Genomic DNA, 13,344 nt, shown 5'->3' with positions numbered 1-13,344 from the left:
GCATGGTCTAAACAGTGACGGAACTGGCCACGATCTCCTCCGCCAGCCGGGGGATCTTGTCCAATGTCCGGAAAGGAGTGTCCCGCAGGGCAGGGACGTGAAGCGCGTCATTTCCCATGCTGTGCAGCAGCCTGTCCAGCGCCTGGCCAAAGGCGGTGACGGCGGCGCTCTCCTCCGCCGGATCATGCCGCAGGCCATTGAGCAGCGCCACATGCTCATAGCGCTGCAGCCACTCAGCGGCGCGCGGGCGGTAGCGCTCGATGATGAGACGCATGAGGCTCTCAGCAGAGCGGGCGTCCGCCTCCCGCAGCACCTGGTAGGCCAGGCAGCGCGCCACGTCCGCGGCGGCGCTGATGAGGCCGGGTTCATTGACGCCTATCTGGTCTGGCGAAAGGCCGCGATGGCGGTGCTCGAAGTGAAAGCCCAGGTCCACCTGGCACTGCCGCTCACAGGGCAGGTGCCGGAAGGACTCGCACAGAATGGCGATCTCCAGACCCCAGCCGCCGGGCAGGCTCAGGTGCTCCAGCGTCTGCATGTCTGCCGCAAACTCGCCGGAAAGCGGATAGCGGAAGCTGTCCAGGTACTCCAGCAGCGGCTTGCTGCCCAGCACGTCCCGGCAGGCCTGGATGAGGGGAAAGATGAGCAGGCGCGTCACGCGGCCGTACAGGCGGTCCGAGACGCGGCTGTAGTACCCTTTGGCAAAACGGTAGCCCATGCGCGGATGCAGCAGCGGGTAGCAGAGACGCCAGAGAATGTCCCGGCTGTAGTTCAGGATGTCCGTGTCATGACTGACGACGATGCCGTCAAAACGGCGCGCGTGCAGAAAGGCGATGCCCATCCAGATGTTGGAGCCTTTGCCGGCATGCGGCCCGGCCAGCCCGGCCTCGTCCATGCGCTGGTACACCCGGCTGAGCTGCGGCCCGTCATTCCAGAGCACGTGCGCCTTCTTGCCACGGAGATTCTGGCGGATGAGCACCAGCGCGCGCTCATGCTCCGCGGCGTTCATGCCGTTCATGCTGAGGATGACTTCGGAGATATGGCCGGCCTGGGACACTTCCTCCAAAATGCGCGGCAGCGCGGGGCGCTCGCACTCGGCGTAGAGCGCGGGCAGGAGCAGGGCCACGGGCTTGTTGCTGGCCCAGTCCCTCATCTCCTCTTCACGTGCGGAGCTGTCGCCGTGGGCCAGGTGGTGGAGTGTGGGCACGCGCGCGTGCTGATAGAAGTCTGCCATGGGGGTTGGGTGCCTCAATTACACAGGCCCCGCGCCTAGCGAAACGAAAATGTTCAAATCTGCACGGTGGCGTCGCTGCTGGGACGCTGGGGTTTGGCGCCCCTTTCGCTTTCGGAATCGCCATCGCTGCCGTTGAGCGCCAGCGTTTCCATGCCGGGATCCATGTCCAGGGTTTCCGCTTCGATCTCGATCTCCTGCCGCCATTTGCGCGAGACCCAGGGGCGGACGAGGCCGTACATCAGGTAGCTCACAAACAGCACCGCAGGCATCCAGTGCCAGTTCATCACCGTGAAGGCGACCACGAAAATGCTGATGAGCACCCAGTGGAAGGAGCGCTTGGTGCGCCAGTTCACCGCTTTGAAGCTGGGGTACTCCAGGCTGCTGACCATGAGGTAGGAGAGCAGCGCCATGAGGCCCGCGAGAGCATACTTCCAGTTGCCGATCTCCCGCTCGGTGCTGTCCAGCCAGATGATGAGGAGCGTCAAAGAGGAGATGACACCCGCCGCCGCCGGGATGGGGCAGCCGCGGAAGCCCTTCATGCTGCATTTCACGTCCGCCGCAGCCAGGCAGTTGAACCGTGCCAGGCGCATGGCTCCGCAGACGAGGTACACACACGAAATCAGCCAGCCGAGGCCCCGGGGCGTGTCGATCTCCCGCAGCACGATGTCATGCACCAGCAGCGCCGGGGCCACGCCGAAGGAGACGATGTCCGCCAGCGAGTCCAGCTCCCGGCCAAAGGGGCTTTCCGTGCCACCCATGCGCGCCACGCGGCCGTCCAGCGCATCGAAGAGACAGGCCAGAAGAATGAAGACGATGGCGTAGTGGTAGTGCTGATAGTGGTTCGGAACCGTGTTCATCGCCAGATGACGACCATCGAAGATTTCCAGGATGGCGACGAAACCGCAGAGAATGTTTCCCGCCGTCATCAGAGTGGGCAGGACCGGGATGCGTGGCTCGTAATCGGGAGACATGCGTCAAAGTGAACGCAGAATGACGAATGTCGAATGGGAAGAGGGCAGGGGACCTCAGGAGATGGGGCGGTCGAGTGATCAGGGGAGCAAGAGGTCAAGGGGTCAAGGCTCGACACTTGACCACTCTTGACAACCCTTGACCCCTTTTGACAAACCTTGCCCCCTCTTGACCATCCTTGACCCTTGACGGCTTGGTTCTAACCGCTCCCCCCATCACTTCGTCTCCGCCGTCAGCATGTACTTCCACACCTCGCCAAAGCGCTCCTTGTTCTTCGGGCTGAGCATGGTGCCGTGGGCGGTGAGGGAGTCCACCGGGGTGCCGGGATAGTTGGTCATGAGAATGTGGGAGCCGCCAAACGGTGGGGCGGCGTCTCCCACGATGGTGGGCGGGCCAAACTGATCCAGCTTGAGAGCTCTCAGATTGGCGATCTGCTGCGCGGGGGAGCAGCCCTGGCGGTCCTGCTCGTGGTTGAAGGCAAAGTAGGCGCTCTTCGGCGTGGCACCCGGCCGGAGGTACCAGGCGGCGGGAGATTGCAGAGCCACGCTGTAATCCCTCGGCGCACCAAAACAGATGACACGCGGCACCTGGTGATGAATTCCGAGGAGGGCCGCATGCCCGCCGCCCTGGGACTGGCCGGCCACGGCGATCTTTTCCCACTTCGGCGTGCCATCCTCGTTCCGGTAGGCACCCCAGTCTTCCTGAGGATAGCGTTTGGCCAGCGCACCGAGGAGATCGATGAGCCGGTTCTCGATGCTGTTTGCACGGTTCACCGAGACGAAGGGGGATGTGCCGCCCTGAATGATGCAGAGGCGAAATTTTTCAAAGGCTTCGGGATCTGCCTCTTTATTGCAGGAGGAGGCGGACACGGTGTTGGGGTAGCACAGGGAGATGACGTGATAGCCCAGCGATGCCGCCGTGAGGCAAAAGGTATGGGAGGCATAAACGCGCACCTTCCCCGGATCCGGATCCTTCTGGCCGGGAGCCTTGGTGCCCGGCAGGAAGAGCAGCAGCTGCTGCCGGTCCGCGGGCAGCTTGGGACTGTGCTGCACCACGATCTCCCGCTGCACATACACCCAGTGCGGTTCGTCAAATCGGGGATCGATGTCCGGATTGAGCGTGCTGGGTTTGATGGTGGTGAAGTTCACACCATCGGTGATCCGTCCATTCTGCGCCCGGCACAGCGGCGCGGCGGCCAGGGCAAGCAGCCAGAGACATGAATACAAGACAGAGTGGCGGGAAGTCTGCAACATGGCGCCATGCTATGCAGAGGGGCGGCGCAGGCAACGGGCAAACAACCCTGCCTCGGCTGAAATCTCCGGATGACATCTGGGCCGCCTGTTTTTAGAATCCACCGCATGAAACTGGTCGCCGCATGCTGGCTCCTCCTGCTGGTGATGGCTCAAGCGCAGACGCAGCGGCTGCACTGGAAGCCCACAGATTTCCAGCCTCTGCATGAGCTGCCATGGAAGGACAAGGAGCTGCAAGAGGTGCCGAAGATCGTGGAGCGCATCTTTCGTGAACCGAATTCCGCCATCCGCTATCCGGTGCTGGCGGAGTATCTGCGCCAGGTGCCGCTGCTGCACTTTGCGTATGCCTTTGACATCGCAGTGCTGCTGGAGGGGACACAAAAACCCGATGCCGTCGTATCGCTCATGCTCCGCATCTGGGCAGAGCGCGATCCGCAGGAGGCCTGGGAGCGCACGCAGGAGCTGGCGAAGCTGGTGGGTTTTGAAGAGGGAGTGCTGAGCTACGACTCCTGGACTCGGCGGCCGAAGATTGAGGTGCAGGACCGAGCAGCTCTGCAGCATTCACACTACTGGCTGCGGCCCCGTGCGTTGCTGACGTTCCCACTCGGTGTGGAGGCATCTGAGCTGCCCAAGGAAGAAAAGCTGCGGTTGCTGAAAGCCTTTGCGGATTATTGGTTCAGAAGGTTTCAATGCTGGCCCGGAACGGTGACTCCTCCTTACTCTCCCGAGGAGGTGCGGCTGCTGGACATGTTTCATACTGGCTCGTATGAAGGGCTGCGGCGGGGAGAAGTGAACCCGAATGCTGACATGAGTGATGCTGCATTTCAGGTGGGACTGAGGCGCTGGCTCATCGAGCATCCGGCAGAAGCTCCTGGGATCGTGCAGCGTATGGTGTATCGATTTTGGGCGGCTGGCCCCATGCCTTCGGCTAACGAAGATGAGAGTGTCGCTTCCAGGGATTTTCTGCTGCTGTGGTCGCAGGTGGATCTCTCCTCTCTCATGGCATGGGCGGATGCGGCGCAAGAGACCATGCCCAAGACCGCATGGCTGGCCAGGTGCATCATGATGTCGCGGGTGGACAAAGATACGCGCGATCGGTGGATTGCGGCCATTGATCCCGCACAAATACATGACCGGCTGGACGTCCTAGCCCCGTGGAGTCCTGAACTGGCCATGGAACGTGCTATTCGCACCCAGGATGTGGATGTGGTCCAAGATGTGGTCGGCTCCTCAGTGTACGGGTTTGGCGGCACTACTTGGAACAGATCTCATGCCGGACTGGGCTTCATCGATTCTTTTGACCTTCACCGGCTGCCCAAAGAAATGCGCGGACGGATTTTCGAGGAGGAATGTACGAGGGTCATGGAGCAGTGGAAGGATGTGGACGTCGGAGAGGCTGCGCGCTACGGCTTTCGAAAGCTCATGCAGCAGGACTGGCCGCCTCGGGACGAACTGCTGCGCTTCTTCGGCGGCGAGGATCTTTTCCCTGACCAGGGTGGAATGACTGACCGCACCTTCTGCGCCCTTCGAGTGTGGGCGGTGATACGTCCGGAGGAAATGCGCAAGTGGATCGGCCAGCAAAAAGACACAGGCGCTCGCAAGGCCCTCACCTGGCTGCTGGAGCATCCCTGGGGCCACGATGCGGTGGAGGCCAAGGAGGAGAAAGCAGGGGAGTAGCGGATGCTCATCCAGCGGCCCCCCTCCCGCTTGCATTGCCCCGTTTTACCATTATGGCATCCTTTCCGCCCGTTTTGACCGTTGTTTGTTACCACCATGCCTACTGCTGACCTTCCGCCTCTCTCCGGCGACATGACCATGAGCCAGGTGCTCCAGGCCTACCCTGGGGCTCAGCGGGCGCTGTTTGCGAAGTATCACATCGGCGGCTGCAAAAGCTGCGGCTTTCAGCCCGCCGAGACGCTGGCGCAGGTGTGCGAGCGGAATGAAAACATCCCCGTGGCCGAAGCCGTGGCGCACATTCAAGAGAGCCACCAGGGCGATGCCTCGCTGCAGATCTCTCCGCAGGAGCTGGAGGTGCTGCAGCGCAACATGCCCGATCTCGTGCTGCTGGACGTGCGCACGCGCGAGGAGCATGACGCAGTCAAACTGCCCGGCGCACGCCTGCTGACGCAGGAGCTGGTGCAGGATATTTTTACCAGCGGCGACAAGACGAAGACCATCGTGCTCTATGACCATACGGGCTCGCGCTCGCTGGATGCGGCGGCGTATTTCATCGGCCATGGCTTTGGCGAAACCAAGTGCCTCACCGGCGGCATCGACGCCTACAGCACGCAGGTTGATCCAAGCCTTCCGCGCTATCGTATCGAAATCGAAGACTGATTATTCTCCATGGACGAAGCCGCCCTCCAGCAAGCCCTCACGGACACCCAAAACCTCGGCGAAATGCCTGACGCTGATGCCGTGGGCACCGTGGGCAGCCCCGACTGCGGGGACATGGTGCGCCTGTGGATCAAATACAAAGACAAGGACGGAAAGAAGGTCATCGACAAAGCGAGCTTCCAAAGCTTCGGCTGCCAGACGGCCATCGCAGTCGCCAGCATCGCCACCGAGCTGATCCGTGGCAAAACCAAGGAGGAAGCGCTCTCCCTTTCCGCCGAAGAACTCAGCAAGCCCCTCGGTCCGCTTCCCCCCATGAAGATCCACTGCGGCCAGATGGTGGAAGGCGCCCTGCGCGCCGCGCTGGAAGCCGAGCAGAAAGGCGCGCCTGCAGCCACCACTCCCGCCGCCCCCATGGCCGTCGATCAATCCGGCACCCTCGCAGACGCCCTCAGCGCCGCCGGCAAAACCCAGGGCAAAATCAAAATCGTCCTGACTAGCTAGCAGCCTTAGGCATTCGTCATTCTCCATTCGTCATTCCTCATTTTCCCCATGCACTCCTCCCTTGAACTCAAACGCGAAGTCGATGCCGTCCAGATTCCCAGCGGTGACCTGATCAAACTGCCGATGGGCATGAAGGTGATCATCACGCAGTCGCTCGGCGGCACCTACACCGTGGCCACGGACTTCGGTCTGGCGCGCATTCAGGCTGCCGACGTGGACGCGCTGGGCATCGACCCCGAAGCGAGCAAAAAGGAGCAGGACAGCACCTCCTCCAACATCCCAGCGGACGTGAGCGATCTCGAAGGCCAGGTGTGGAACCAGCTCAAAAACGTCTATGACCCCGAAATCCCCGTCAACATCGTGGATCTCGGTCTCGTCTATGACTGCAAGGTGGAAGCCGATGCCGAAGGCAAAAACAAAGCCATCGTGAAGATGACCCTCACTGCACCCGGCTGCGGCATGGGCCCCACCATCGCCGCCGATGCCCAGAGCCGCATCATGACCATCGAGGACATGGACGACGCCGCCGTCGAACTCGTCTGGGACCCCGCCTGGAACCAGGGCATGATCAGCATTGAGGGGAAGATGAAGCTGGGAATGATTTGAAAGTTGCCCAGTTGCGCCGCAACTGGGTCCGGCCTGCGTTGACACATATCCGGTCGTAGGATGGGCGTGGCGACAGCCCGCCCGTCTATGAGCGCATTGCAAACACATCGGCGCACGAACGCCCTCGTAGTCGGGCGGTTTGGCGGAGCGTTCGATGGGCCTTTAGGACACCTTCGACGCCAAACACACCCAACCTACGCCCAAACAAAAGCCCCGTCAGGGATGCTGACGGGGCTTTCGAATTTGGGAGAGTGACTGGGGCTGAACTCAGGCGGCGGCTTCGGCGCCTTTGTGGCCGAGCTGCTTCACGGCGAGATTGAGCTGGTCGTACTCGATCGGCTTCTTGATCACCGTCACGGGTCCGTGGCCGAGGATGCGGCTGAGGATTTCGCTGTCCGGGTAGCCGGTGATCACCACGATGGGGAGATCCGGATACAGGGCCTTGAGCTGGGAGTACACTTCATCTCCGGGCACGTCCGGCAGCTTGAGGTCCAGGAAGACGAAGTCAAACTTCTGCTTCTTGGCCATGGCGATGGCTTCCGCACCGGTGCCCACCACGAGGCGGCCGAAACCAGCCTTCTTGAGGAACTGCTTGAAGAGGGCCTGAAGCGCAGGGTCATCGTCCACCACCATCACGGTGGGCTGGCCGGCCTCGTCTTCCTTGCGCAGCACATCGCGGTCCAGCAGGCTGCGCTTGATACGCCAGCGGCCACCGATTTGCACCGCAGGCAACTGACCGCGCTGTACGAGATAATAGACCGTTGGAAGAGGAATGCGGAGGTATTCCGCCGTCTCTTTCACGGTCATGAGTTCGGGTGTTGCAAGGTCGGCCATAGGAGTGAGTGAGTGTGTCGTGTTGCCTAGATTCGGTCCTTTTCAAAAATTGAAATTGAGTCGCGCGCTGGGAAGTTATTCACAAACGTCGTTTATAATTTCTACTATTACAAGGGCTTTATCGGCGTTCAGCTAAATGTGCGGTTCGAGATAATAGATAGATTTGCGATTTGTTGCCACAATTGCAAATCAAAAGTGCGTGCTAACTAAAAAACTTCGGAAATCCTGAAGAATTTCATACAACTGCCATCCAGCCAGAACACGCAGAACCAGCGTGCGTAATAGAGCCAGTCCACACGTTTCTGCGATTCTTCATGGCGGCTACGATGGGTGCTTGTATTCCAAAGACTTACGTTTGAAGCCTCGGGGGCGGTTTCACTCATCTGTTTTGCCGTCCAAGCCCCCCTGAAAAGCTTCCCAAATTGCCCAAAAGCGCCCGTGAAGGCAACCACCACCCATTTGCCAAGCCGCCGCGCATGGCCTAGAGAAACCCTCCCCTTTTCATATCATGTCTGATTCCATTCCCAATGTCCTCGCCGAACGTTACGCCACCTCTCCCATGCGCGCCCTCTGGTCGCCCGAGGGAAAAGTCCGCCTCGAGCGCGACTACTGGATCGCCGTTCTAAAAGGCCAGCGCGATCTCGGCATCCCTGTGCCGGACGGCGTGATCGAGGCCTATGAGAAGGTGAAGGATCAGATCAACGTCGCTTCCATCATGGAGCGCGAGCGTGTCACGCGGCATGACGTGAAGGCGCGCATCGAGGAATTCTGCGACCTCGCCGGGCACGAGCACATTCATAAAGGCATGACCAGCCGCGACCTCACGGAAAACGTGGAGCAGCTTCAGGTCTTCCGCGCCTTGTTGGAAATCCGTCGCAAGACCGTGGCCGTGCTGGCCGGCATCTCCCGCCGCGCCGCCGAGACCCGCGACATCCCGCTCACCGCCCGCACCCACAACGTCGCCGCCCAGGCCACCACCCTTGGCAAGCGCCTCGCCATGTTTGGCGAAGAGACGCTGCTCGCGTTCGGCGATCTGCAGAACGTCATCGCCACCTACCCGGCACGCGGCCTGAAGGGTGCCGTGGGCACCCGGCTCGACCAGATCACTCTCTTTAATGGTGACGCCAAAAAAGCCTCCGAGCTGGAGAGCCGCATTTTGCACCACCTCGGCATGCCCGCCGCCTTCGGAGCCGTGGGCCAGGTGTATCCCCGCAGCCTGGACATGCAGGTGGTGGCCTCGCTTTGCCAGGTGGCCAGCGGCCCCTCCAGCTTTGCCCGCACCCTGCGCCTCATGGCCGGGCAGGAACTCGCCAGCGAAGGCTTCGCCAAAGGCCAGGTCGGCTCCTCCGCCATGCCGCACAAGATGAACAGCCGCTCCTGCGAGCGCGTGAACGGTCTGCACGTCATCCTCAAAGGCTACCTCGCCATGGCCGCCGGCCTGGCCGGAGATCAGTGGAATGAAGGAGACGTCTCCTGCTCCGTCGTCCGCCGCGTCATGCTGCCAGATGCTTTCCTCGCCCTCGATGGCCTGCTTGAAACCTTCCTCACCATCCTCAATCAGATGGAAGTCTTCGAATCCGTCATCGAGCAGGAACTCATGCGCTACCTCCCGTTCCTCCTCACCACCACCGTGATGATGGAAGCCGTCAAATCCGGCGCCGGCCGCGAGACCGCGCACGAAGTCATCAAAGAGCACGCCGTGCAGGTGGCCAAAGACATGCGCACTGGCAAAGTCCGCGAAAACGACCTCCTCACCCGCCTCGTCACCGACTCCCGCCTCACCCTCACCACCGAGGACATGCAGCGCATCGTCGATGCCGGCAAAAACAACACCGGCGATGCTCCTGAACAAGTGGACGCCTTCTGCGCCCGCGTGGCAGCGATCGCGAAGGAGTACCCGGAAGGCGCGGGGTATGAGCCGGGGGTGATTCTTTGAGTTAAGGATCACGCGCCCCTATTTTGCAGGTTGCAGTCATTGGACGGGCTGCAACTTTCGGTCTGTTAATGAGTCATCAAAATGAGTTTCATTTTCACACTCATTCTAGTTTTGGTTGCAGTGCCGATTGGTGCTCTTGCCTTGTTTATTGCTTACCGGCTTTGTTGGGTTGGACGCTCGCGGCGCCCGACTGAGTCTGGGTTTGAGTATGTATATGTGAACCAGGATGGAAGCGTTCGCGAGCTTGCAGAAGATGAGCGGTCCTATTTGAGCCAAGATTTTGATCCATGTGACGGTGGGCGTCCTTACGTCAAGTCACACTATCAGGCCCGTGACGGATGGGAATCGCTGTCAGGCTTTTTACTTCGTCGCCAGGTTCCCGCTGGGTTGCAGATTGAGCCAGTGGATCCGGATTATCGGGCGTCATCTCTGACACCAGAAGACCTGCGGCAAATTCATGAGCAGTCTGGGGATGTGATCACCGGGAACGCCGATGGATCATTTATGGCTTCGAAGGATCCCGAACTTGATCCCGTACAGTCCTTTGAGCGCATGAAGAAGATCATGCTGGACCGGCAGGCTCGTGACGAAAACGAAGCCAGAAATTTGAAACCATAAAATCCCTCATCACCAGCCGCCGCCTGACGCCGCTGCCAAAACCCCTTGGGAAAGGCTGAACTGTTACTAGGCTTCCTCCATCTCCCCAGATGGGGGACATGCGCACAGAGCTTGCCATCAGGGAAACTACCGAAACTTCAACAAATTCGGCGGGGTGGGAATAAACGCACCGTTGGAAACAGTTCGCCAGGCAGGGAGGAATGGTACTCAGGCCGCCTCAGTATCGTCCCACGGCTTGCATGCCCAGAGGAGAAAGGGACGGAGGATATCAATGATGCCTGCCCTTGGGTGAAGATGTTTGAAGGCCTTTACCGCCCCTTTGGTACACAAGGTTTTCTCAGTGAAACGCCCTTTCTGTTTTGCAGGCCAGGACTAAGTAACCGGATCTAAAATAGGCAGCAATCCCATTTCCATCACTGGCTTTTGCGGTAGCATGAGGACCATGAAACAGGAGAGCCGCTGCGATGAACCAGTGAAAACCTGCCGAGGCCAGAGGGGCAGGGGACTGGGAAGGCAGGGAGGGATTTTGACGTGGCTTATTCTGCTGATGCTTTCGGTGCCTTGTGGCAGGCCAGCCGCAGGGAATGAAACAGCGGGAGCGGAAGCTGCAGTTGAAGCCGAGAGGGCCAGGTTGCAAGGCACTTGGACCACCGCTGAAGTCATCACCGCTGGTAAAAAGGAAGCACTGGCGACTTCCCTGGAATTTAAGGGACAGGAGGTCACGATCCAAATCCAAGGCCAGGCTCCGCTCAAAGGCGCCTATGCGCTCGATCCCAGCCAGTCACCGGCCACCATGGAAATCACCTTCATGAACAACGGGACCAAGGTGGTGCTGCCAGCCATCTACCAATGCCAGGGCGATGTGTTTCAGTTGTGCCACTCCCACCACGAAGGCGAACCCCGACCCACCGCCTTCGAGGCGGGGGAGAAATCCGTCCTGGCTGTCTTCAAAAGGAAGAAGCCCTGAGTCATCTCCACCCTGGCTGAACGATCGGCTGTCCGGCTGCGCGAATACAACCCCAGCCGAATTTGCTGAAGTTTCGTGGTTTTCTCCACCTCCAGCGGCCAGTTTGCATCTACCCCCCCCCCAGGTATTTGAGGTTTTTGAGGAAGTTTCTTCCGCTGAGGGTTCGTCAGGCTATGATGCGAGATTCATGCCAAAGCCGGTAAATGTGCGCCCCATCCTCGTGAAGCTCATGGCGCTCTTGGCTGTAGTCGGCAGCATCGCATCGGCGGATCTGCCGGATGATTCTCGATCCTTGGAGCGGCATATCGAGCAAGGGCGACTCATGGGGCCTGACGAAGGGGATAAGTCCAAGCCAACCCCTCAGATGAAAGCCAGTGTGGAGGAAGCGATGCAGGAGGCTGTTTGCCCTACCCCAGATGACCCGTCCAGATCAAGGCTCCATTTTTCGGGACCTCACACGGTGTTTTACATAACGCCCTGGCCCGTGAAGGTGGCGATCGTCATAGCAGTTGCTAGCCTCATCTGGTATTTGGGAAAAAAGGACGGTTGATGATGTGTCGTTGCTGAAGTGTCTTCATCTGCCGAGATTTTTTCACCTCCCAGACTCCCCGACACTCCGCCTTCCGCTAACTCCTCATGAACTTGAAACCCATCGTCGCTCTCACACTCGGTTTGCTCTTCTCGCCTGTGCAGGGTCTTCATGGGCAAGACCCAAAGCTGGCCCCTGACAACCTCGAGTTCACCCGCAGTGTGGCCGAAAACAATCATCTCATCGCCGATGTCTCGATGCAGGTCGAAGAGGATCAGTTTGTGCGTTTTCGCTACGATCGCTATCCGGACGTCAAACAGATCACGACAGAAGACGGGACCGCCTATGCGCAGCGCAAAGGCAAAGGCTGGCTGAAGTCGGCGGACTGGGGAAAGACAGGCGAGCCGGTCAAGCCCGACTGGGAAGACCGGATGGAGATGCTCTCCCAGGTAGCGGAATCTCCTCTTGGGAAATCGACCCCACGGGACAACAGCCAGGGAAAGACGGTGTGGAAGCTCGTGTCCCAAAAGAAGGAAGACGGCTTCGAGCGGTTTACCTTTGAGCAAACCCGCGAAAATCCCCGGCCCAATGGCGTGTATCCACGCTACACCTTCCTCAAAGGCAAGAAGGACAAGGAGGGTGAGCTCTTACTCGAGCATTTTTCGGCCCAGATGCGCTCCGGTGAAAAGCTGATCCCGGTCGAGATCCATCTGGGAATCATGATCGTGCTGCCCGAGGGAAGCGTGAAGATTGAGAGGGTGGATGTGCCGGGAAAATCGGAGAAGCAGTGCAAGTGAGTGAGGGTGAATGATGGCGGCCATCCTGCCGCCATCATTCACCCGCTGACGAACCTCCGAGACGAGCATTGGAATTCGAATATGAAATGGTTGTGGAGATTCATTCTCGCCTGGGTGGCGATCAATCTTGTGCCGTATGCCGTCGCCGGTGAAACGTGGGGCATGGTATGGTTCAAGCTGAACCTGCCTCTTTCATTGTGGCTCAAGTCCTCGCCTCTCTGCGACATTGGGTATCCTGTTTTGTACATTGCGGCAGCAACAGCCCTGAACGGTCTGGCTCTTGGCCTGCTGATTTCGGCGGGGATGTCGTGGAAGAAGCGCCGGGTATAGAAAATGAAGCGTTGTTGTGCTCGTTCCAATCGTGCTGAATGCCTTGGGCCGCTTGCGTCTGTCGCGCAGAACGATCTTCGTAGAGTCCATCCTCGACAAGGACATCGAGCCTGGTGTTATTAGCGGTTTCCAATCAGTTGGTTCTCATCAACTAGTGAGCTTTCATGGCCGCTCGTTTCTTGGGATGGGCCGGATCGGGCAGCAGGCCTTGATGCATGGATAGATGCTCACGAGCAGGAGATCGAAAACGCAGCCTTTGAATTGATTGCGGCTCGAAAGGACGAATTGAAGCAGGTGGATTAACCCGGATACCGAAGTTAAGCAGCGTTTTTGAGATCTGTGTCTGGAGAGGGCAATTGGTCGGGAGGCTGCTTCGGCGAAGTTCGTTTTTGCCACTCCAATATTTTATCCATCAAGGGTTTGTGCTTCTCGCTGCCTC

Annotated in this window: 14 protein-coding genes; 10 read left to right on the top strand and 4 right to left on the bottom strand. The window is 59.5% G+C overall.

Annotated elements, in window-relative coordinates:
• Nucleotides 1-7: 7 nt before the first annotated feature.
• The 3 genes from ACILSR_RS28420 to ACILSR_RS28410 all read right to left on the bottom strand — a co-directional run bounded on the left by ACILSR_RS28420 (nt 8) and on the right by ACILSR_RS28410 (nt 3,426).
• Nucleotides 8-1,231, bottom strand: a complete 1,224-nt coding sequence (locus ACILSR_RS28420; RefSeq protein WP_395753204.1) for a hypothetical protein — start codon at nt 1,229-1,231, stop codon at nt 8-10.
• Between the two features lie 53 nt (nt 1,232-1,284).
• Nucleotides 1,285-2,202, bottom strand: coding sequence for a CDP-diacylglycerol--serine O-phosphatidyltransferase (gene pssA / locus ACILSR_RS28415; protein WP_395753203.1), 918 nt, complete (start codon nt 2,200-2,202; stop codon nt 1,285-1,287).
• Nucleotides 2,203-2,415: 213 nt separating this feature from the next.
• Nucleotides 2,416-3,426, bottom strand: a complete 1,011-nt coding sequence (locus tag ACILSR_RS28410; RefSeq protein ID WP_395753202.1) for a BPSS1187 family protein — start codon at nt 3,424-3,426, stop codon at nt 2,416-2,418.
• 132 nt (nt 3,427-3,558) lie between these two features.
• Here ACILSR_RS28410 and ACILSR_RS28405 point away from each other — a divergent pair, with 132 nt between their 5' ends.
• The 4 genes from ACILSR_RS28405 to sufT all read left to right on the top strand — a co-directional run bounded on the left by ACILSR_RS28405 (nt 3,559) and on the right by sufT (nt 6,894).
• A complete protein-coding gene (locus tag ACILSR_RS28405) occupies nt 3,559-5,127 on the top strand; it encodes a hypothetical protein (protein ID WP_395753201.1) in 1,569 nt (522 codons plus the stop codon).
• 96 nt (nt 5,128-5,223) lie between these two features.
• Complete coding sequence (locus tag ACILSR_RS28400) at nt 5,224-5,787, top strand: rhodanese-like domain-containing protein (protein WP_395753200.1); 564 nt, start codon at nt 5,224-5,226, stop codon at nt 5,785-5,787.
• 9 nt (nt 5,788-5,796) lie between these two features.
• A complete protein-coding gene (locus ACILSR_RS28395) occupies nt 5,797-6,288 on the top strand; it encodes an iron-sulfur cluster assembly scaffold protein (protein ID WP_395753199.1) in 492 nt (163 codons plus the stop codon).
• A 48-nt stretch (nt 6,289-6,336) separates the two neighbouring features.
• Nucleotides 6,337-6,894 carry a putative Fe-S cluster assembly protein SufT gene (sufT, locus tag ACILSR_RS28390; RefSeq protein WP_395753198.1) on the top strand — a complete coding sequence of 186 codons (558 nt, stop codon included), beginning with the start codon at nt 6,337-6,339 and terminating at the stop codon, nt 6,892-6,894.
• Nucleotides 6,895-7,161: 267 nt separating this feature from the next.
• Here sufT and ACILSR_RS28385 read toward each other — a convergent pair whose 3' ends face one another.
• Entirely contained in the window at nt 7,162-7,728 is a 567-nt protein-coding gene (locus ACILSR_RS28385; protein ID WP_395753197.1) for a response regulator, read from the bottom strand.
• 508 nt (nt 7,729-8,236) lie between these two features.
• On the opposite strand from ACILSR_RS28385, the gene purB reads away from it, so the two are divergent.
• The 6 genes from purB to ACILSR_RS28355 all read left to right on the top strand — a co-directional run bounded on the left by purB (nt 8,237) and on the right by ACILSR_RS28355 (nt 12,905).
• Nucleotides 8,237-9,664, top strand: a complete 1,428-nt coding sequence (gene purB / locus ACILSR_RS28380; protein ID WP_395753196.1) for an adenylosuccinate lyase — start codon at nt 8,237-8,239, stop codon at nt 9,662-9,664.
• Nucleotides 9,665-9,745: 81 nt separating this feature from the next.
• Nucleotides 9,746-10,282, top strand: a complete 537-nt coding sequence (locus ACILSR_RS28375; RefSeq protein WP_395753195.1) for a hypothetical protein — start codon at nt 9,746-9,748, stop codon at nt 10,280-10,282.
• Nucleotides 10,283-10,715: 433 nt separating this feature from the next.
• A complete protein-coding gene (locus ACILSR_RS28370; RefSeq protein ID WP_395753194.1) occupies nt 10,716-11,249 on the top strand; it encodes a TIGR03067 domain-containing protein in 534 nt (177 codons plus the stop codon).
• A 187-nt stretch (nt 11,250-11,436) separates the two neighbouring features.
• Entirely contained in the window at nt 11,437-11,799 is a 363-nt protein-coding gene (locus ACILSR_RS28365) for a hypothetical protein (RefSeq protein ID WP_395753193.1), read from the top strand.
• A gap of 86 nt (nt 11,800-11,885) precedes the next feature.
• Nucleotides 11,886-12,575: a hypothetical protein gene (locus ACILSR_RS28360; RefSeq protein WP_395753192.1), complete on the top strand. Its 690-nt coding sequence runs from the start codon at nt 11,886-11,888 to the stop codon at nt 12,573-12,575.
• Between the two features lie 81 nt (nt 12,576-12,656).
• Nucleotides 12,657-12,905 (top strand): hypothetical protein, encoded by a 249-nt coding sequence (locus ACILSR_RS28355; protein WP_395753191.1) that lies wholly within the window; start codon nt 12,657-12,659, stop codon nt 12,903-12,905.
• The last annotated feature ends 439 nt before the right edge of the window (nt 12,906-13,344 follow it).

This window comes from Prosthecobacter sp., assembly GCF_044222565.1.
In the GTDB taxonomy this organism is placed as follows: domain Bacteria; phylum Verrucomicrobiota; class Verrucomicrobiia; order Verrucomicrobiales; family Verrucomicrobiaceae; genus Prosthecobacter.
Note: the sequence above shows the minus strand (reverse complement) of the source record. Positions and strands in the feature narration are given on the sequence as shown.

Bases quoted from the DNA above. Each gene is read 5' to 3' on its own strand.
- ACILSR_RS28420 (WP_395753204.1), bottom strand. From the start codon at position 1,231: ATGGCAGACTTCTATCAGCACGCGCGCGTGCCCACACTCCACCACCTG.
- pssA (WP_395753203.1), bottom strand. From the start codon at position 2,202: ATGTCTCCCGATTACGAGCCACGCATCCCGGTCCTGCCCACTCTGATG.
- ACILSR_RS28405 (WP_395753201.1), top strand. From the start codon at position 3,559: ATGAAACTGGTCGCCGCATGCTGGCTCCTCCTGCTGGTGATGGCTCAA.
- ACILSR_RS28400 (WP_395753200.1), top strand. From the start codon at position 5,224: ATGCCTACTGCTGACCTTCCGCCTCTCTCCGGCGACATGACCATGAGC.
- ACILSR_RS28395 (WP_395753199.1), top strand. From the start codon at position 5,797: ATGGACGAAGCCGCCCTCCAGCAAGCCCTCACGGACACCCAAAACCTC.
- sufT (WP_395753198.1), top strand. From the start codon at position 6,337: ATGCACTCCTCCCTTGAACTCAAACGCGAAGTCGATGCCGTCCAGATT.
- ACILSR_RS28385 (WP_395753197.1), bottom strand. From the start codon at position 7,728: ATGGCCGACCTTGCAACACCCGAACTCATGACCGTGAAAGAGACGGCG.
- purB (WP_395753196.1), top strand. From the start codon at position 8,237: ATGTCTGATTCCATTCCCAATGTCCTCGCCGAACGTTACGCCACCTCT.
- ACILSR_RS28375 (WP_395753195.1), top strand. From the start codon at position 9,746: ATGAGTTTCATTTTCACACTCATTCTAGTTTTGGTTGCAGTGCCGATT.
- ACILSR_RS28370 (WP_395753194.1), top strand. From the start codon at position 10,716: ATGAGGACCATGAAACAGGAGAGCCGCTGCGATGAACCAGTGAAAACC.
- ACILSR_RS28365 (WP_395753193.1), top strand. From the start codon at position 11,437: ATGCCAAAGCCGGTAAATGTGCGCCCCATCCTCGTGAAGCTCATGGCG.
- ACILSR_RS28360 (WP_395753192.1), top strand. From the start codon at position 11,886: ATGAACTTGAAACCCATCGTCGCTCTCACACTCGGTTTGCTCTTCTCG.
- ACILSR_RS28355 (WP_395753191.1), top strand. From the start codon at position 12,657: ATGAAATGGTTGTGGAGATTCATTCTCGCCTGGGTGGCGATCAATCTT.